Genomic DNA, 19814 nt, shown 5'->3' on the forward strand with positions numbered 1-19814 from the left:
CGCCGTCCATCGCTGACTCCCGCGCGGTATAGGCTTGGAATGTCAAGAGCAGAAGAGAGCCGTGATCCGGCTACGGCTGTCAGGTAGACAAGTCCGGAGTCGGGAAGTGGCATGTCAAAAATCCTGGGTTTCGCCAAGAAGGTCCCCATGCTTTGGGTGGTTCTGATTTGCGGGCTGGTCATGGGCCTGCTCTGGCACCCCTATCGCCAGGCTGCCCAATGGCTGGTCGCCGTCCTGGTGGCCGTCTCGCTGGTGGACACCCTCAAGGGGATGATCGAAGACGTCCGCCAGGGCCACGTGGGCGTGGACATCCTGGCCGTGGTCGCCATCCTCTCCACGCTCGCCGTCCGGCAGTACTGGGCCAGTTGGGCCGTGGTCCTCATGCTCTACTCGGGCGATGCCATCGAGCAGTACGCAGGGAACAAGGCGCAGAACAATCTGACCGTATTGGTCCAGGCTGCCCCCCAGGTGGCCCATGTGGTTCAGGCGGAGCTGCCGGAGGGGGAGCATACCCTTCCCAAGGAGAGCGACTGGAACACGGTGGCTGTCGATAAGGTCCGTCTGAACGACCTCCTGGTGGTCAAGCCCGGCGAGACCGTGCCCGTTGATGGCGAGCTGATTAGCCCAACCGCCACCTTGGATATGTCTACCATCAATGGCGAGCCCATGCCCCGCAGGCTCTACCAGGACGCCCAGGTCATGTCCGGAGCGGTCAACGGCTCGGGCACCTTCCTGATGCGGGCCCGGCAGCTGGCGCGGGATTCCCAATACCAGCGAATCCTCAACCTGGTACGTTCCGCACAGAATTCGCGGGCAGCAGTTGTCAGAACAGCCGATCTGATGGCGGTCCCCTTCACCGTGGTGGCCTTCATCATCGCCTGCGTAGCCTGGATCATCTCCGGCGTGCCGACCCGGTTCGCCCAGGTTCTGGTCCTGGCTACCCCCTGCCCTCTGCTGATTGCCGCCCCTGTGGCCTACATGGCTGGAACCGGGAGGCTGGCCAAGGCAGGTCTGCTGATCAAGACCCAGGACGTGATTGAGAATCTGGGCCGGGTCTCGCACATCTTCTTCGATAAAACCGGCACGCTGACCGTCAAACGTCCCCAAGTGGCCAAGATCGACCTGCCTGACGGTAGGGAGCAGAAGGTCGATACAGACCGGATTCTGGCCATGGCGGGCGCTGTGGAGTCCTACTCGGTCCACATCCTAGCCAACGGAATCGCTGAGGCCGGGGCCGCCGCCCAGGAGCGACTGCGGGCACAGAACAAGGGTGAGACCCATCTGCATGCGCGGGAGGTTCGGGAGGATTCCGGCAACGGGGTACAGGGCCAGGTCGATGGTCACCAGGTCAAGGTGGGCAGGTCTCAGTTCGTGGCTGATGGGCATTCAAGCGATTTATTCGGCCCCCTGGCGCCTGACGAGATGGCTTCCTACGTCTCTATTGATGGGGTCTTGGCCGCCAGGGTCGTCATGAAGGACGTGCCCAGGTCGGATGCCGCCCAGACCATCGCCCAGCTGCGGGAGTTGGGCATCACTCGTCTATCCATGGTCACCGGTGACAAGGAGGCCTCGGCCCGGATCATCGCCGACCAGGTGGGCATCACCGACGTGCATGCCGGCCTCTTCCCCGAGGACAAGGCCAATCTGATCGCCAAGGCCTCCAAGGAGGAGCCCAACAGGCAGCCATTCTGGGACATCTGGCTGTCTAAATTCCTAGGGGAGTCAGTGACCAAATCCATCACCATGATGGTGGGAGACGGGGTCAACGATGCTCCGGTCCTGGCCGCTGCCGACGTGGGCATGGCCATCACCGACGGAACCACCACGGCCGCCTCCGAGTCCGCCCAGGCGGTGATTATGAATGACGACATCGCCTGCCTGCCAAGGTCGATCACCATCGCCCGCAGGACCAAGCGGGTCATGCTCCAGGCGGTCATGCTGGGGCTGACCCTGGCCACGGTGGGCATGCTCTGCGCCGCCTTCGACCTGATTCCGGTGGTTGTCGGCGCCTTTACGCAGGAGGCCATCGATGTGGTTTCCATCCTCTGGGCCCTGACCGCGCTGATAGACCGGGACTGAGGCCCTTTTGCGACGCTTGGTGAAAGTCCCGGGGATGGAGCCCGACTAGCTCTGTTCCCGACCGTCGCTTTGCGTTAGGCTGACAAGCATGAGCGATAATAATGTCAACGATTCCACCATGCCCGCACCGGCCCGCGGCGAGGAAGCCGGCTCTCCCCTGCGCGTGGCCGTCATAGGCGCGGGGCCTGCAGGGGTCTACGCCTCTGACATCCTGCTGCGGCAGCTTCGGGAGAAAGGTGTCGACCTTGGTCTGGGGGACCGGGCCAGGATTGATTTGTTCGAGAAGCTGCCCGTTCCCTTCGGCCTGGTCCGTTACGGCGTGGCCCCGGACCACCCCAGCATCAAGTACATCGCCGGCGCCTTGGAGAAGACCCTGGACAACCCGGAGATTCACCTCTATGCGGATGTGGAGTTCGGCAAGGACGTGAACCTGGATGATCTGCTTCAGCGTTACGATGTGGTGCTCTTCGCCACCGGCGCCGTGGATGACCGCCCCCTGGAGATTGCCGGCCATGAGCTTGATGGCGTCCACGGGGCCGCCCACTTCGTCGAGTGGTATGACGGCTATCCCGATGCTGACCAGAATTGGCCCCTGGATGCCAAACAGGTTGCCGTCATCGGAGGCGGGAACGTGGCCATGGATGTCTCCCGAATACTGATGCGGCGGGCCGACGACCTGCTGGGTACCGACATCCCCGACAATGTTTACCGGGGGATCCAGGGTAACCAGGCCCGCGAGCTGCACATGTTCATCCGTCGCGGCCCAGCCCAGGCCAAGTTCTCGGTCCAGGAGTTGCGCGAGCTGGAAAAGCTGCCCGGGGTGCAAATCGTCATCGACGAGGACGACTTCGACCTGGACCAGGAGACCATCGACCGGGCCGGTGCCGACAAGCTGACCCGGCAGATGCTGGAGGAGCTCTTCACCATCAGGGAGATGGCCGAGGACATGGCTGAAGACGGCGGCGTCGACTTCGAGGGCAACCCTGCCTACCGCCGTTTCTATATGCACTTCTACCGGATGCCTGCGGCAATCATCGGCCAGGACGGTAAGGTGACCGGCATTCGTGTGGAAAAGACCAAGGTCACACCCGAGGGCTCCATGGAGGAGACCAGCCAGTATGAGGAGTACCCGGTTCAGGCCGTCTACCACGCCATCGGCTACAAACCGGCCGAGGTTCCCGGCATTCCCTACGACTTCTCCGGCTACACCCTCTCCAACGTCCACGGTCGCGTGACCACTGCTCCCGAAGGGCAGGACGGCCGACCCATCGACCGACTTTACGCAACGGGCTGGGCTAAGCGAGGGCCTGTGGGCCTGATCGGGTCCACCAAGTCTGATGCACTGGAGACCATCGGCAACATGCTGGATGACCTGGCCTCCAGCCCGGACCATGGCCGCTTCGCCAAAGACCGCGACGACGATTCGATCGATCGTTTCCTGGCGGAGAAGGGCATCCAGCCCATCGACTTCGCCGGCTGGAAGCGGGTGGATGCCTACGAGCGTGCCGAGGGAGCCAAGGTCGGCCGCGAGCACATCAAGGTCATCGATCCCGACCAGCTCCGCCAGCTCGCCCACGGCGAGTAGGCGATCGCTCCTGGGCCTGTGTTAGCAGTGGCAGGACCTGGATGAGGTTCATGAATCCTCATCCAGGTCCTGTTTTCTTGGTCTGCAGCCAGTATGGGTATCTATTGAAGTAATTCAATTGCGTATATAGTTGAATAGTTCTTTGAACTTTATTGTTTTTAAGGGGCATATGCCCGTCAAAAGCTGACGAACACACTCGAGATTTTCTGGTCCACGGGAAGCGGAACCATATGGATGAGGGAACAGCCAGGAGGGCTGAACAATGAGGATAGCTGTCGTCTTTGGTGGAACCAGTTCTGAGCGCGAGGTATCAGTAGCATCCGCTGTCGAAGTTATCCGTGCGCTCCGTGAACGAGGCCATGAGGTCATCGCCGTTGACAGTGCCCGCGGCAGGTTGAGCTTGGAGGAGGAAGGCAGTCTGACCCTTCCTTCATCGGCTTCGACTCCTATCCAGAATCAGCCGGGTGCTAAACAGCTTGAAACATTGAAACGTACACATTCTGAGGTGAATCTTTCGTCGGCAGTCTTGGATTGCGATTTGGTCTTCCTGGCCTTACACGGGGGCTCTGGTGAGAACGGTCAGATTCAAGCACTCTTAGAATTGGCACAGATTCCGTTCACAGGGTCGGGGAGCACGCCGAGTGGTCTGGCCATGGATAAGGAGCTCTCGAAGAGGGTGGCTAGGAGTGCAGGCATCCTCACCCCTGACTGGTTGACGGGTTCCGTCGACGCGATTGAGGTTGAGAATCGTCTGGGCTGGCCAGTAGTAGTCAAGCCGGATGCTGAGGGTTCCAGTGTCGGCCTGAGTATTGTGGACAATCCTGGCGGTCTGCCTGCTGCCATTCAGGAGGCGGCTGCCTATGGCCAAGTGATTATAGAGCGTTTCATCACTGGCAGGGAGTTCACAGTCAGTGTCCTGGGCGACGATGCGCTTCCAGTTGGTGAAATCGTCAAACCAGACGGGCAAGTTTTTGACTATGCCTCAAAATATCAAAAAGACGGAGTGGATGAGGTCTTTCCAGCCCGAATACCTGCAGGTTTGGCTGAACGGCTCCAGGAGGCAGCCGAGTCTATTCACCGGGTTTTCAAACTGCGTGGTTACAGCCGCAGTGACTTCATCGTGGATGAAGGGGAACGCATCTGGTTTATGGAGGCCAACACTTTGCCCGGCCTGACGAGATCCAGCCTCCTGCCCAAGGCGGCAGCTGCAGCCGGGATGAGCTTCGACGACCTGTGCGAGCGGATTTGTCAGCTGGCTCTGGCTATGGAATGAATCATCCTTGGTATCGCGAAACGGTTCTGTCAAGATTTTCCTGGGGTATATGATTCAGGTCCGATAGGCACAAAGCCAGTTGGACTTACAGACTTCGTTCAGCAAAAATTCAGCGGCATTGTCTACCATGGAACCCATGAATGGCAAGCTGAAGGTTCACGGACATTTCAACGGCCTGAAAACGACGCTTTTGTTCGCCCTCATGTGGGCCGTTATTATGCTCATCTGGTGGTTGACTGGCGGTCGCCAGGGGACACTGGGCATCTATATCCTCATAGGCCTGGCCACCACTTTCGGATCCTACTGGTTCTCCGACAAGGTGGCGATTGCCTCCATGCACGCCCGGCCGGTCAGCGAGCAGGAGGCTCCCGACCTCTACCGGATCGTCCGAGAGCTGTCGGGGAGGGCAGGCAAGCCCATGCCCCGCATCTACATTGCCCCCACCGAATCGCCCAATGCCTTTGCCACAGGTCGTAACGAGCGCCATGCCGCCGTCTGCTGCACCCAGGGGATCCTGCGCATCCTCAACGAGCGGGAAATTCGCGGGGTGCTCGGCCACGAGCTCATGCACGTCTATAACCATGACATCCTGACCTCTGCTGTAGCTTCGGCCATGGCCACGGTCATCACCTATCTGGGATACTCCCTCATGTATTTCGGCGGCGACAGCCGGGACAGGGATAACGATTCCGGCGTCTTTGGCCTTCTGGGCGTGCTGATCAGCTCGATTCTGGCCCCCCTGGGCGCCTCCCTGATTCAGATGGCCATTTCCCGCACCCGAGAGTATGACGCCGACGAGGATGGCAGCCGGCTGACTGGAGACCCGGCGGCTCTGGCATCGGCGCTGAACAAAATATCCTACGGGTCTCAGGCCGCGCCCATGCCGCAGACTGCCGGCACCCAGAGCGCCGCTGCCATGATGATCGAGAATCCCTTCTCAGTCAAAGGGTTCAGCAGACTCTTCTCCACCCATCCGCCCACCGATGAGCGCATAGCCCGCCTAATGCAGATGAGCCAGGAGATGGGGCAGACCCAGGTGAATTCCGGGCATGGAGCCCAGGTGGGGTACTGAGAGGTCGAGTAGCTTTACGCCCCCTGTCGATAGGAGATGATGCCTGGGATGACGGAGACCATCAATCTGGCCATCGTCGACGATCAGGAACTGGTCAGAGCAGGACTGGTCTCGATACTGGCTGATGAAGACGATATCAAGATTGTCGCGGATGCAGCCAGTGCCCGGCAGCTTCTGGAGCATCCTCATCTGAGAGATGTCGATGTGGCCCTAGTCGACTGCCGGATGCCTGACATTGACGGGATTCGCCTCATTGACATTTTGCGTAGTAGAGGACTGAAAGCCCGATGCATCGCACTGACGGCATTCGACGAGGATGAGAACCTTGTGGGGAGCATCAAGGCTGGAGCATATGGGCACCTGCTCAAAGATGCCGATGCAGAGGAGATCATCGGCACCGTGCATAGGGTCTATAGAGGTGAACGCGTTCTCGGAACTGCAGAGTCGGGTAGGCTGATGGACCTCATCAGCAGGGAAGGCGAACCGTCGCAGCCTGTCAAAACAGCGGGAGGAGTCGACGTAGCCGATGACTTCGATCAGACGGACTGTCAGATCATTGACATGATTGTGGCTGGCTCAACCAACAGGGAGATTGCCGATCGTCTTTGCCTGGCTTTGGGCACGGTCAGGAACCGTGTCAGCAGCATTTTCGACAAGACCGGCGTACGCAACCGCACCGAGTTGGCCATGATCTTAAGACGGCCATGAGCCCATCAGAACCTGAGCCGTCTCAGGAGCGGAAACCAGGGTCTCTCCCGTACGTAGGCTTGGTGGAGGTCGCCTCGTTCTGCTGCTCCTTCCTGTGGTCAAAATACGGCGATCCTCTCAACTTCTTCCTCTTCCAGACAGCCATGGTGCTGGCATGGCTGGGTTATAGGCTGATTAGGCGGCGTATTCCTGCCCTGATTTGTGGGGGTCTTCTCATCGTGGCTTGTCTGGCAGCCACCTTCTTTGACAATCCGCCACAGATGTTTCTCACCACCATCGTGACCGTTGATGTTCTCTTCGCTTTCCCGGAAATCTGGACCTGGGTCGCAGTGGGAGGGGAAATAGCGGCTTACATTTTGCATACGGCATGGAAGGGCGAATGGCAACGGGCCTCCTGGGGCGATACGGTTCTGAATCTGGCTCTTATCGTCTTCTTCGCGGTGGCTTTTCTTTTCTACGCACGGGCCAGCCGTCTGCTCATTGAAAAGAACCGGCAGCTCGCCAGGCAGTCACTGACAATAGAGAGCCTGGTATTAGCTAAAGAGCGAGCAGAGATGGCCTCGCAGATGCATGATTCGATTGGTCAGTACCTGTCGGCCATGCACATGGAGCTTGAAGCAGCACAAAGGACCCTGCACAAGGATTCGTCAATTGACCGAGCCCTCGCTCGTGTGGCTAAGGCCGAAGACATCGACAAGCAGGCTCTGGCTCAGGTACGTCAGCAGGCCAGGGCTTTGAACCCAGCCGCCTTTGGCGGGGAACTGACCAAGGAGTCGATCGCGAGTCTGGCAGATTCCTTTGAATCCACGGGTCTGCATGTGACTGCCACGGTGCGTGGGAGCCTGGATGGCCTGTCGTCGCAGAACAAGGTTCTTGTCTACCGGGCTTTGCAGGAGACTTTGACCAATGTGGTCCGTCATGCCCACGCCTCTTCCGCTTCGATTGTCATTGATCTGGCCCCAAGAACCCTTCGCCTGAGTGTGACGGATGATGGGGTGGGTCCCGGCAACGGGTCCGGACGATTTGTGCCGGGCTTTGGCCTGTCCTCCCTGGAACAGAGGGTGAAGGACTTGGGCGGCTCCTTACAGGTAGGACCGGCGGAGACATCGGAGTCTTCCCACGGTACCCGGGTGGTGCTTTTCCTCCCACTGACCGCGGATTCTGGCAGGTAACTTCTGCAAGGCGGCGGATGTAGTGACATTTGTCCTCCTGATGATGACATCTGTCGGTAGCCTCTCCGCTGCCTATCGATATAGCTTGGCCCTATGCGAAGGGCAGCAATAGGTGGCGAAAGGAAAGGACTCAGAGCAGAAAGGCGTGGAAGGCGGAGTATCAGGATCGGTTACATCCGCCTGGTGAATTCCCTGTGGAGGGGAAACCGTGGTCTGCAAACCCTGAACATTCTGGCCGGAGCCTGCCCCATGGCCTTGATTCTCCTGGTCCTTGAGGCCATGGTTCGGGTAGGAGAGCGGGCCGATTCGACCACTCCGGTAGCCATGGTGGCCATCTTTCTGGCATCTTCGGCCTCCGTTTCCAAGACAATCAGCGACCACGCTTTCACCGCTCAATGGGACAGGATCATGCGCATCCGTCTGCTAGGCGCCTCCCCTTATCGGCTCCTGGGCTCGATACTGGCCGTTCAAGGTCTCATGGCTGCCTTCTCAGGTCTCATCGGCGTGGCTCTGGGTGAGCTGGTTATGCCTTTGGCAGGGCCAACCATGGCACGACTGGACATGTTTTTGCCGGAGCATGGCATCCTGCCAAGCCTCTTCTCCATTCTTATGACGGTCCTGTTTTCCATCTTGTGTCAATGCCTGGGCGCCATATTGGCTGCTGTGAGGGTCATCAGAGCTCGGCCTGATTTGCAGTCCATGCCTCGTGCTTCCGGGAGGCGGCGTCGCGCTCTGTCCACTGCGGTCATACTCCTGGTGGTTCTTGTAGTCTGCGTGATGATCTACCTGAGGGGGACTGGAGTGACTGCCGGTGGTCTGGGCATCTTTGTGATTCCACTCCTGGTGTGGGCCTTGGTACGAATGGGCAGACCCCTATTGAACCGAGCTGCGGGCGTCATCATGTCTGGTCGACCAAAAGGCCCCGTGGTCACCTTGGCTCTGCGAAACCTAGAGACCGCCAGGGCATCCTCGCTCTTCACGATGGTGGTCGTCGCCACTGTGGTCAGTTGCGGGCTTTTCGGCTTTTTGGGATACAGCGATGCCGATGCGCGCGCCTCTCTGACCAGGGTTCTGGCGGAAGGGTCTGTGATTAGCCCGGTCGGTAATGACCGGGGGACCCTGAATCGTTGGGCCGCCTATGTTCGGTCGCGCGATACCGATCCTCTTATTCTGGCTCCTGCCACGGTGGTGCCTATGGAGAAGGGCGGTGGCGGATGCGAACTGCAGATACACCGAGCAGCCTCCTACTATCGTGGTGCCTCCCGTCTTCAGATAGATGGCGATCTGAGTCGGATTTTTCCGTCTGCAGCCCTGCATCTTGAGCAGGACAGTACAGGATTGGACGGGCTCAATGGGGTGGTGGCTTCCAGTCCTGAGGTGGGTGCGGGTCTGTCCCTCGGCGCTCCGGTCTGCATCGACGATGGGGGCGGATCAGCAGAGCAGAGTCGGATCGCGGCTGTGGCCGACCTGCCAGGAGGAATGGGTCAGTACTTCATCCCTTCGCATCTGTCGACTTCTGCCTCCCGAGATGCATGGGAGACCGGATATGAATGGTGGGGTGGGCGCGGGCCCCTGGCTCTGGTTTCATCCCAGTCAGGCGGCCGGAAGGCGCCGATAGGAGTAGTCGACCAGACGGCTAAGGCATGGGTTGCGAATCTGCCTACGGGCAAGATCTACGCACAGACCGGAGGGGAGGGGATGAAGGAGATGGCTGTCATCGTTTACCCGGTCTTGGTCATATGTGGCGTGGGCGTCCTGTCACTAATCTTCACCATGGTTGAGAAGGGGCGCAGGACCAGGACCGTGGCCGTCCTCCTCGATCTGGGAGCTTGGCGGTACGGCTGCAGCGGTGCTGTCAGATATCTTGGCGAAGTCATTTCGGCTTTTTTCCTAGGCTGTGTCGGCTCGCTCCTGGTCGTTAACCTCTGCTCCCACCCGCAGTCGGTCGAACTCTACGGAGGCATCTCCTTTTACTGTCCCGCTGGGCAGCTGGGTCTGCTCCTGGCTGTGGTCCTGTCGATGGGGCTTCTGGCCCTGGTCGCCCACATGGTTTCCTATGTTCGTCTGGCTCGTCGGAGATGAATGAGAGCACCGCGAAATGCGGCACAGCCTTACGTCGGCAGTCGTGAGAAGACGTTTCGAAAATTGCATGTAAGAAGGTTGGACGCGGGAAGGAGAGATGTATGGAAACAGGACATGATGGACGGGATGTAAGAAAATCTCAGGTGACTGCCCAGGGTGTGGATCCGGTCGATGGCGATACGGTCTTGCGGGCCATGTCCATCTGCTATGACTATTCGGTTGGCGACTATCACAGGCACAATCTGTTTGGAAGATCGCATGACAGGAATGGCCTGACCTCTCAAATCGGGCCGGTAAACGTACAGTTGCAGGATGGTTGTATTACGGCCCTTATTGGACCCTCGGGATGCGGGAAGTCCACTGTGCTCAAGCTGCTTGCCGGTATCCTGACCCCGTCGCGAGGTGAGGTCTGGTATGGGCATCGGGATATTGCTCGGCAGCCGGATTTTCGTCGGGCAAGGCTTCGCAGGACCGAATTCGCCTTCATCTTCCAGGATTACATGCTGGTCGATTCTCTGACGGTTGCCGAGAATATCATCCTGCCGATGTCCTTGAATGGTTCAGCCGCCGATGGTGGTGCTGTACGCCGGGCTCTGGCCTATGTAGATCTGCCGACCGGTGTAATGGGGCGAAAGGTGAGCGAGCTGTCAGGAGGTCAGCAGCAGCGGGTGGCCATTGCACGGGCCATGATTATGGATGCGCAGGTCCTCTTCGCGGATGAGCCCACTGGCAATCTGGATCCCAGAGCCCGTGAGGACACACTTGATGCCATCCGAGCAGCCATGAGTGCGGGTCTCAGGGCCAGCCTTCTGGTCACCCATGATGCTCGGGTGGCTTCCAGGGCCGACAGAATCCTGTATATGCGGGATGGGAGGATTTGCGGTTCCTACCCCCATATGGATCAAGAGAATATAGAGCGGCTCCTTCTATCCGGGTCCGAGTAGGAGGAGCCGCTGAGGTCGATTCAAAGTTGAATTCTGCGTCCGTTGCAGACCACGGTTTTGACGGACCAGTCGGCCGGGTTCAGCAGGAGGAGGTCGGCCGCGTAGCCGGGTGCCAGCAGACCCAGCGGAGCACTGGTGATCGAGTTGGAGCGGTCCAGTCCCAGGGCTCGGGCAGGTGTCAGCGTTGCGGCTTCCACGGCCTGGGGAGCCGGGATACCGATGGCCTGGACAGCTCTGCCGACTGCCACATCCAGGGTCAGGGTTGAACCAGCGATGGCTCCGTTGGAGGTCAGACGGGCGTGGCCGCCCTTCACTGTTACGTCCAGGGAGCCCAGCTTGTAGGCGCCGTCCTCGCAGCCGGTAGCCTCCATGGCATCGGTGACCAGGGCTATCCGATGGGGGAAGAGCCTGAAAGCCAGGTCGACACAGGGGTCCTGCACATGGAAACCGTCGTTGATCAGCTCGGCCGTGATCCGGGGGTCCTCCACGGCGGCCGGAATGGGCCCAGGCTGACGGTGGTGGATGCCGTTCATGGCGTTGAAAACATGAGTGAGTATGTGGGCGCCGGCATTGAAGGCGCGACGGGTCTGATCGTAGTCGGCATCGCAATGGCCGACCGCAGGGATCACACCGGACCCAGCCAAGCGGGATATGGCCTCGTAGCCATGGTCGCGCTCGGGGGCCAACGTCACCTGACGTATGCAACCGTCGGCAGCTTCCAGGAAGCGGTCAAGAACCGCTGGTTCAGGATCGCGCAGGCACTTGGGATCGTGCGCCCCTTTACGGGAGAGGGCGATGAAGGGCCCCTCCAAGTGGGCACCCAGCACATCGGGCCTGGAGTCCATGACCCGCCTGACCGAGCGCAGATTTGCGCACATCGTGTCGACCGGGTTGGTGATCAGGCTGAGCACCTGCCTGGTGGTTCCATGGACCATATGACAGGCCCTGGCTGTGCGAATGGCATCGTCGCCGTCATCGAAGGAGTGAACCCAGCCGCCGTGGGAGTGGATGTCGATGAACCCGGGGGTGAGGATGAAGCCGGCTGCGTCGATGAACTCCACACCGTTCGCATTCACGTCATGGGTATCTGATCCAGGCTGGAAGGAGGGCGGCAGGTTGGGCAGGCCAGAGGCCCTCAGGGCGGATTCCAGGCTCTCCCTGCCTTGCCCGACCTGCTCAATCCTGCCATCCAGGGCCAAAATCCAGCTGTCTTCCCTGATTCCTCGGGCGTCTATCAGCCTTGCGCCTGTCAGGACAAGGGGATGGGCCGGTCCATTCAGGGATGATTCGACCGCGAGCCCCGCCGACTCGTATGCTTCCTTGGACATGTTTGGTTTGCCTTCTAGATGGACTGCCAGTCAGGCTTGTTGGCATAGGCCCACTTGTAGTAGTCGCGGTTGCGCAGGCGGGAGGCGGCCGCCTCGTCCACGATCACGGTGGCGTGGGGATGCATCTGGAGGGCGGAGGCCGGGCAGAAGGACGATATGCCGCCCTCTACGCTCTCGGCCACGGCTTCTGCCTTGCCAGCGCCGAAGGCCAGGAGGACCAGCTGGCGTGCCTTGAGGATGGTTCCGATTCCTTGGGTGATGCAATGGGTGGGCACCTGGTCCATGTCATTGTCGAAGAAGCGGGCGTTGTCGATGCGGGTCTGCTCGGTCAGGGTCTTGATGCGGGTGCCCGAGGCCAGGGAGGATCCGGGCTCGTTGAAGCCGATGTGTCCATCAGTGCCGATGCCCAGGATCTGCAGGTCGACGCCGCCGGCATCCTCGATTGCCTGGTCATATACGCGGCCAGCGTCCTTGATGGTGTCCAGGTTTCCATTGGGAACCCTCACCTTGGTGGGGTCCAGGCCCAGAGGCTCGACCACGGTCCGGTCGATGGTGGAACGGTAGGACTGAGGGTGGGTCGGATCCAGGCCCGCGTATTCGTCCAGGGCGAAGCCACGCACCTGGGAGACGTCGATCCCCTCCTTGTGGACCAGATCGGCCAGCGCCTTGTATGCCGCCAGTGGGCTGGATCCCGTGGCCAGACCCAGCACGCAGTCAGGCTTGCGCCGGATCAGGTCGGCCGTGCAGCGGGCATAGATCTCGCCGGCTTCCTCCTGGGACTTGACGATGATGATTTCGGTCATGATGCGATTTCCTTTCCTATAAAGTCAGATGGGCGACTGTCGGCTGTCATGCGTCCTGCCAGGGCGGCTCCGATGGCTGCGATGGGCAGGTCGGCTGGAGCCAAGCGCAACCGGTCGGGCAGACTCAGCGAGGCGATGAAGTGGCTGCAGGCCGCGCTCCTATTCAGATGCTCGGCGACCAAATCCAGCAGGGGTTGGCCGGTTTTGCTCATGCCGCCGCCCAGGATGATGACTGCGGGATCGATGGTCAGGGCCACGATCTGCACGGCCAGGGCGATACCATGGCCGATGATGTCCTGGACTTCCTGGGCGTGCTGGTTCCCCTGGCTTGCCTGGGCAATCAGGTCAGGCAGAGGGTGGGCGATTCCTGGCCAAAGTGATTCCACTGCGGAGCCTGAGGCCACGGTCTCCAGACAGCCGCACTGGCCGCACTTGCAGGGAAACTGGTGGGCATCCACCGGAATGTGTCCAATTTCGCCGATTGCTCCACTGGCTCCGTGCTCGATTCGGCCCCCGCGGATGATGCCCGCTGCCAGGCCGGTACCCAGGTTGATGAAGACCACAACATGGTCGTCCTGGTCAGGCAGGGCCCTGGGTCTGTCGCGCCCAGGCTCTGACGCGGGGTGTCGGGCCTGGTTCCGGGCGGCCTCGGAGTGGGGTGTGGTTCCAGGGGCCACCAGGGTGTCGCCGTCCTGCGATGCGGCTCCAAGAGCAGCGATGTTGACATCGTTCTCGACACGGACGGGCAGGCCGGTCGTCTTGGCAACGGCAGGGCCCAGAGCCATGTGGCGGATGCCCAGGTTGACTGCGTCATCCACTATTCCACGGTCGGCATCCACGCGCCCCGGGATGCCTAGGCCTACGGTGACAGGACCCCGATTTGGGCCCACCTGATTCAACAAGTGGCGGATAAGTGTCACCGTGTCGTCATGAACCGCCTGGTTGCCCTCGCGTGTGGGGATTCGATGGCAGGCCAGCAGGCGCTTGTCGCCGTCTATGGCCACGCCCTCGATCTTGGTGCCGCCGATGTCAATTCCCAGGCTGATCGGGCCAGCCTGGATGTTATCTGTATCCGCCTCGGGATGCGGGGTCGATGCTGCCATGGATTTCAGCGGGCCTGATTCTGGTCTGCATGTCCCTGTCCGCAGGCCCGCTTGATGGCCGTAGCGATGGAGACCGCCGGGTCGTTGTAGGGAATCAGGGTGGACTGGAAGGCATGGTAGAGGTCGGACTTGCCGGGCCAGACCGTGCCGATGACATGGTTGCTGGCATCCAACTGGTGCCACCAGGACCCGCCCTGGTGGTCGATCAAATAGTGGTCTACATAGCTGCAGAAGGTGGTGTACCAGTCGGCGTAGGTGGCCTTGCCGGTGACTGCGTAGAGGGTGGACGAGGTGTTCAGAGCCTCGGCCAGGGTCCAGTGCATGCGGTCGTGGACAACCGGGCGGCCCTGCCAGTCTGTGGTGTAGACCAGGCCCTCGGCTCCGTCGGCGGCCCAGCCATCCTCCACAGCCCTGGCGAACAGGTGCTCGGCTGCCTCGATGTAGTGGCGACGGTCGGCATCCTGATCGAACCTGCTTAGTGCGTACTGAGTGATCAGCCTGGCCCATTCAATCCCGTGGCCCGGCGTTGCCCCGTAAGGCTTGAACTGGTCGGCCTTGTTGTTCTGGTTGTAGTCCAGGTCGGCCTGCCAGTCGCTATTGAAATGCTCGGGGATGCGCCACTGGTTGTTCTCAGCCCAGCTGATGACCTGGTCGATGATGCGGCCGGCGCGCTCGCGGTAGTCCTCATTGCCGGTGGCATCGGCCACTGCCAGGAAGGCCTCGGTGCTGTGCATGTTGGCGTTGAGCCCCCGGTAGGGGTCAAGACGGGTGAAGCTGCTGTCCCAGGTGTCGACGGCCAGGCCCTTCTCGTCATCCCAGAAGTAGCGGTTGAAGATCTCCAGCGCCTGGTCCAGCAGGGCCTGCCCATCAGGGTCGCCGGCCAGCATGGCTGAGGATGCAGCCAGGACAACGAAGGCGTGTGTGTAGCAAGTCTTGCCGCTCTCGGGCTGGCCCTGCCAGGAGACCGAGGGGTACCAGCCGCCGTGTTCGTCGTCGTGCAGGTTGCCCTGGAGGGCCTGAACACCACGATGGACCAGATCTGATGCTCCCGGGTAGCCCAGGAGGCTGCCGATGGCGTAGACGTGGGTCATCCTGCAGGTGATCCAGGTCTGGATTCCCTGGTCTGGGTCGATGCTGCCGTCGTCATTGAGCCAGCCGGCGCCGCCTTGCTCGGTGGGGAACCCACGCCCGAAGTCCAGGAAGCCGTAGGTCTGCGAGGCCATGAAGATGCGGTTGGCTTCGTTGCCCAGCAGGTATCGGGGATTTATGGCGGACGATGAGACTCCCGAATGGTTCGGTGTCGTGGTCATGGCGATCGCTCCTTTGCTCAGCGAGGGGATGCAGCTGTTTCCGATGTCTGTTTACAGCCTAACACTTAATTGTTAGGAAACTGAACTTTTTATTGGCTGTCCCCGTGGTCTTGCTCACGATGCTAGTGCGCAGTCCTGAAAACCAGCAGCTTCAGTGCCGCAATGGCGAGGTATGGACCTGCCCGGGCAAGGAAGTTTACAATATAAGGTGCAAGCATGGATGGGCGTGATCACGGGGTTCAAGGCCCAATCCCCATGGCGGGTCCCCGTTCCCGCATTATCTATTGTCAGGCGAATCATGACCAGCAATACAGGCAACCTGTCCAAGGCGCTGCCCAAGTCGGTGCGGCACCACAACCGAGCCATCCTGCTCAGACTGCTCTACCCCGATGTCAGTATGACCAGGGCTGATCTGGCCCGCGCCTCAGGGCTGACCAGGGTCGCCATATCAGACATCGTGGCCGAGCTGCTGGGCGAGCATCTGCTCATGGAAGTGGGTTATAGCAAATCCACTGGGCCTGGCAAGCGGGGACGGCTGCTGCGCATCAATCCCGACGGGCGCAGCATCCTGGCCCTGGACCTTTCCACGCCCTACGTTTTCAGGGGGGCGGTGCTCAACCTGACCGGACAGGTGGTGGCGCGTGAGGAGATCCCGCTGACTGCTGACGGCAAGGTCCCCCTGGACTTGGTGGGGGAGTTGACTGATTCATTGATGCAGCGGGCAACCCACCCCGTCATGGGCATCGGCGTATCCAGTCCCGGCATCGTCAGTGCTGAAGGCGTGGTGGATGATGCCACCAACCTGGGCTGGGTTCAGACCGACCTGCGAGGCTATCTGCATGAGAAGACAGGCTTGGAGGTGACGGTCAACAACGATGCCAACAATGAGGTTTTGGCCGAGCGGCAGTTTGGCTCAGGCCAGTCCGACCTGTTGCTGGTCCATCTGGGCGACGGAGTTGGGGCAGGATTGCTGGTCTCTGGCGAGCTGGTGACCGGCTGCAATCGCGCGGCTGGCGAGATTGGCCATGTGGTCGTTGACCCCACAGGTCCGCAGTGTCGCTGTGGCAAGCGCGGTTGCCTGGAATCACTGATCAGCGTTCCCAAGCTGACTGCTGCAATGGACCGGGATCCTGACAATCTGGCCAGCATTCTGAGACGTGCTGGCGAACTGCTGGGTCGTGTTCTGACCATGCCCGCCGGCCTTATGGACATTCCCCGCGTAGCTGTCCTGGGCGACTCCAGGGTGGTCAACCGCATCTTCCTGAGTGCCATGGAGAAGACCATGAACGATGCCCTGGCCACTGATTTTCGGCGCCCATTAGTGGTCGACCGCTCGGCCCTGGGTGAGGATGCAGCCTTGCTTGGGGCCTGTTCCACGGTGGTGGCTGACCTGATCGAGCCTGACGGCACCGTCTGAAAGTGGATTTAAGGGCAGTCTCGCAACCGTGCCCGGAGTTGGTGATTCGCGCACATCGCCGAGACCTGCTACCATGGTGACTCGCATGCGGTTGGCCGAGGTTCGACCCCGGTAGCCGGATTTGCGGGCGTAGTTCATTGGTAGAATGGAAGCTTCCCAAGCTTCAGAGGCGGGTCCGATTCCCGTCGCCCGCTCTCTTTTCTGGAAAATCGTCATCAGCATTGACATGTGGGTTTGGGAAGTTTTCAACTTTGACAAAGATAAGCTTTTGAGCGCATCTGGAGCTGATCGGCCTCCTGCCAGGGATGAAGCAGAGGCTCTCGCTCGAGCGTATGCTGCGTTCCTTGCGAATCCAGAGCGTTAGACGTTTGATGAAGCTGATTGACCTATAGTCGGTGAGCGAGCGTCAGCATCAGCGTTTACTCACAGGGGAATATCGCTGACGTCTATCGAGAGGAACAGTACCCCAGCCAGACTATGCAGTAAGACGATCAACGTCACTAAAACAAGCAGGATTTTTGCGACGACGTTCCACCATTTCCGGGCTTTGCGCGACTTCCCTTTATAGAAGGCAACTATATGGACAATGCCGCTTATCAGCCAGCAGACAAGCCCCACAATGGTGGTCGCAATTATCCTGTTCACCCAAGTGTCCGAGGCAAAATCAACGGCATACGGGAATGCCATAAAGAACTGAATAGGAATTTTGCTATACCAGCCCCAGCTCATTGGCAGCAACAGAACCAGGCCTAGAAACCATAGGACAAGGTCGGCATGAGCGGGTACGTGGATCGTGCGGCGAAGGTCGGTCTTCTCCGTATCCTCGCCTGTTTTATCCGATTTCCGTCCCCTGCATGCCATAGCCGCAAGGCTACAGCATCTGTAGGTATGAAGAGCCGCTTGCAGACGCTTCCTCACATTCCCCGTTAATCCTGTTCCGCTTGACCACCGGTTTTCACTGAAGAGTTTCTCATCTGTGAAAGGTTTAACCGTGCGATCTGCAAGGTGGGCGACTATAGCAAAAGACAGTACGAATCATGGCGTGGCTTTGTTTGTGTTTCCACGTCTGATTGAGGCGTATGCGTGGGCTTTTGCTCGCCACATCCAATGTGAGGAAGTTATATCGCAGCTTGGCTTGTTGGCATGAGATTTAGGATGTGGTGCCTGTCAACTTAATCCGTGACTATGCCGACATGACGCCTGCTGACCAGTTGATGGAGCGCTTCCTCAAAGCCATTATCAACACTTGGCGGCTCCTGGGCATGCTGCTTCCCGCATCGGCGAACCAATCGCGCCCATGGTTGCAAACAGGACTCTGCTCAAACCTCTAGAATCTCAAGGTTAATGGAGATGTGTCCACCTTGCCTGAATATGCATCCAACCCAGATCCTGTATCCAAGTAGGTAACTCAACATCAGTAGTTTCGTTCCACTTAAATCACCTCATAGTAATTTGCTCTGGTCATTTTTATTCTCTTGCCCATAATCGAATCTTCGATACCTGACCTAAAAGTTGCAAGCCCGGCAACAGTGCGGAAAGCCTCTATTAGCACCATCATTGATGAACAATATTCCTGGGAGTTCTGGAGTGTCGAAGCACGGTGCCTCAGGCCGGGCAGTGGAAGATGAGGGGGTACAGGGAAGTATCGAAAGGACGGCCATCATGGCTGATTATCACGTGCAATACGACGAGGATCGCGATCTCTGGACAGTCAAGCGGGCCGGGGCCTCACGCGTCTCCCGCACCTTCGCCACCAAGGCGGAGGCCACCAAGCAGGCCAAGGTTTTTGCAGACCGGTCCGGCGGCGGTGAGGTCAACATCCATAACAAGGGCGGCAACAAAATCCGCGACAAGCGCACCATAGGCAAGAAGGATCCCCGAGACATCAAGGGCTGAGCTCCAACTGAGATTTGGGACCTTTCACCGTCATCGGGCCTGTGCTGGTGCCGAACGTCGCGGCGATAAGTAACTAGGCGCTTCTAATACGCCCATCTATCAGCCCGACAGGATGTTGGGATGGTGAAGCATTGGCCGCCGTCGCTGCTCTGCATGTGCCCGTCCCCATAGACTGAAACCAACCGTGAAAGGTGGCGAGGTCGATGGCCGATGGATTCAACCAGCTGGATCAGCGGCTGGCGGACAGCGGGTATGACGAAGGTCTGCCAGCCTCCTATCCTCCTCGCCCGGATATTGATGAGCGCCCCATTCAGATAGCCCATGCCAACATCTGGAGTCGGTTTGCGGCGGTTACGGGGCTGGTCTCGGCCCTGGCGGGCGCGGCCTTGCTGGCCCATGCCATAGCCCCCTCCAGGCTGGGGGTCATAGGCCAGGTGGGCATCTCGGCTTGGGTGGGTGTCTCCGTCGCCTTTGCCCTGTTGACCATAATTTTGGTCATCATAGCCCGTCACTCCGGACCAGTCCCGAACCGGCCATCGGTAGGCTCGGCCGGCATTATTCTTCTAATAAGCGGAATGCTCTTGACCTTGGCAGGCCTGCTTATTGCCGGCTCCTCCCCCAAGGGCATCATCAAGGCCCCTGCGCGTGACGAGGCGCCCATCAGCTCGCCCCAGGCCATGACCGGCGGCATCGACAAGGCTGTTGGCCAGTGCGCTTCGGGTTGGCATGACATCAGCCCGGGCGGGTATGTAGGCATCTCCCAAGCCCGGTATTGCAGGGATACGACCATGGCCTACGTGGTTTTCGATAACGATTCTGCGGCATCCCTGGCCAAGGGGCCTATCCGCGCCAGCGTGCCCGACCTGCTCTCCCGCTACGGAGGCGGGTTGCAGCCCAAGGATCTATGGCTGCTGACCGGCAAGCGTTGGATGGTTGTGGGCAGTAAGGCACAGGTGACCGGACTGCAGAGCCAGTGGGGTGGCCAGGCTGAGCCGCTCATGGGCCAGCATTGAATGACCGAGCCGGTCGACTATCGTGGCAG

At 59.9% G+C, this 19814-nt stretch carries 16 protein-coding genes and 1 tRNA gene; 12 read left to right on the plus strand and 5 right to left on the minus strand.

Annotated features, from left to right (window positions below):
• Positions 1-111 precede the first annotated feature (111 nt).
• The 8 genes from AACP62_RS08025 (at position 112) to AACP62_RS08060 (ending at position 10915) form a co-directional block, all read left to right on the plus strand.
• Complete coding sequence (locus tag AACP62_RS08025) at positions 112-2079, plus strand: heavy metal translocating P-type ATPase (protein WP_339347607.1); 1968 nt, start codon at positions 112-114, stop codon at positions 2077-2079.
• Between the two features lie 118 nt (positions 2080-2197).
• Complete coding sequence (locus tag AACP62_RS08030; RefSeq protein WP_339347657.1) at positions 2198-3664, plus strand: FAD-dependent oxidoreductase; 1467 nt, start codon at positions 2198-2200, stop codon at positions 3662-3664.
• 262 nt (positions 3665-3926) lie between these two features.
• Entirely contained in the window at positions 3927-4937 is a 1011-nt protein-coding gene (locus AACP62_RS08035; protein ID WP_339347608.1) for a D-alanine--D-alanine ligase family protein, read from the plus strand.
• Positions 4938-5073: 136 nt separating this feature from the next.
• Positions 5074-6009, plus strand: a complete 936-nt coding sequence (gene htpX, locus AACP62_RS08040) for a zinc metalloprotease HtpX (RefSeq protein WP_339347609.1) — start codon at positions 5074-5076, stop codon at positions 6007-6009.
• Between the two features lie 48 nt (positions 6010-6057).
• Positions 6058-6717 carry a response regulator gene (locus tag AACP62_RS08045; protein ID WP_339347611.1) on the plus strand — a complete coding sequence of 220 codons (660 nt, stop codon included), beginning with the start codon at positions 6058-6060 and terminating at the stop codon, positions 6715-6717.
• A gap of 62 nt (positions 6718-6779) precedes the next feature.
• The gene (locus tag AACP62_RS08050; protein WP_339347613.1) at positions 6780-7889 is read left to right on the plus strand and encodes a sensor histidine kinase; all 1110 of its coding nucleotides are present in this window, start codon (positions 6780-6782) and stop codon (positions 7887-7889) included.
• Positions 7890-8072: 183 nt separating this feature from the next.
• On the plus strand, positions 8073-9971 hold the full coding sequence (locus AACP62_RS08055) for an ABC transporter permease family protein (RefSeq protein WP_339347614.1): 1899 nt from the start codon (positions 8073-8075) through the stop codon (positions 9969-9971).
• A gap of 101 nt (positions 9972-10072) precedes the next feature.
• Positions 10073-10915 carry an ABC transporter ATP-binding protein gene (locus tag AACP62_RS08060; RefSeq protein WP_339347616.1) on the plus strand — a complete coding sequence of 281 codons (843 nt, stop codon included), beginning with the start codon at positions 10073-10075 and terminating at the stop codon, positions 10913-10915.
• Positions 10916-10935: 20 nt separating this feature from the next.
• On the opposite strand, the gene nagA is transcribed toward AACP62_RS08060, so the two are convergent.
• From nagA to AACP62_RS08080, 4 genes are read right to left on the minus strand one after another with little or no spacing between them, the layout of a single operon-like run.
• Entirely contained in the window at positions 10936-12243 is a 1308-nt protein-coding gene (nagA, locus tag AACP62_RS08065; RefSeq protein ID WP_339347618.1) for an N-acetylglucosamine-6-phosphate deacetylase, read from the minus strand.
• A gap of 14 nt (positions 12244-12257) precedes the next feature.
• Positions 12258-13046 (minus strand): glucosamine-6-phosphate deaminase, encoded by a 789-nt coding sequence (nagB, locus tag AACP62_RS08070; protein ID WP_198178529.1) that lies wholly within the window; start codon positions 13044-13046, stop codon positions 12258-12260.
• Positions 13043-14149, minus strand: a complete 1107-nt coding sequence (locus AACP62_RS08075; RefSeq protein WP_198178530.1) for an ROK family protein — start codon at positions 14147-14149, stop codon at positions 13043-13045. The genes nagB and AACP62_RS08075 overlap by 4 nt, the downstream gene beginning before the upstream one ends.
• Before the next feature lie 5 nt (positions 14150-14154).
• Positions 14155-15459, minus strand: coding sequence for an AGE family epimerase/isomerase (locus tag AACP62_RS08080; protein ID WP_198178531.1), 1305 nt, complete (start codon positions 15457-15459; stop codon positions 14155-14157).
• A 298-nt stretch (positions 15460-15757) separates the two neighbouring features.
• Between AACP62_RS08080 and AACP62_RS08085 the strand changes: the two genes are divergently transcribed.
• Positions 15758-16876, plus strand: a complete 1119-nt coding sequence (locus tag AACP62_RS08085) for an ROK family transcriptional regulator (RefSeq protein ID WP_044097946.1) — start codon at positions 15758-15760, stop codon at positions 16874-16876.
• Positions 16877-16999: 123 nt separating this feature from the next.
• Positions 17000-17070, plus strand: a tRNA-Gly gene (locus AACP62_RS08090).
• Positions 17071-17299: 229 nt separating this feature from the next.
• On the opposite strand, the gene AACP62_RS08095 is transcribed toward AACP62_RS08090, so the two are convergent.
• Complete coding sequence (locus AACP62_RS08095) at positions 17300-17737, minus strand: hypothetical protein (protein WP_339347624.1); 438 nt, start codon at positions 17735-17737, stop codon at positions 17300-17302.
• 801 nt (positions 17738-18538) lie between these two features.
• Between AACP62_RS08095 and AACP62_RS08100 the strand changes: the two genes are divergently transcribed.
• Positions 18539-18772: a DUF2188 domain-containing protein gene (locus AACP62_RS08100; RefSeq protein ID WP_144085876.1), complete on the plus strand. Its 234-nt coding sequence runs from the start codon at positions 18539-18541 to the stop codon at positions 18770-18772.
• 203 nt (positions 18773-18975) lie between these two features.
• A complete protein-coding gene (locus tag AACP62_RS08105; RefSeq protein WP_339347626.1) occupies positions 18976-19785 on the plus strand; it encodes a hypothetical protein in 810 nt (269 codons plus the stop codon).
• Positions 19786-19814 lie beyond the last annotated feature (29 nt).

Source organism: Bifidobacterium apis, from assembly GCF_036986835.1.
GTDB lineage: Bacteria > Actinomycetota > Actinomycetes > Actinomycetales > Bifidobacteriaceae > Bombiscardovia > Bombiscardovia apis_A.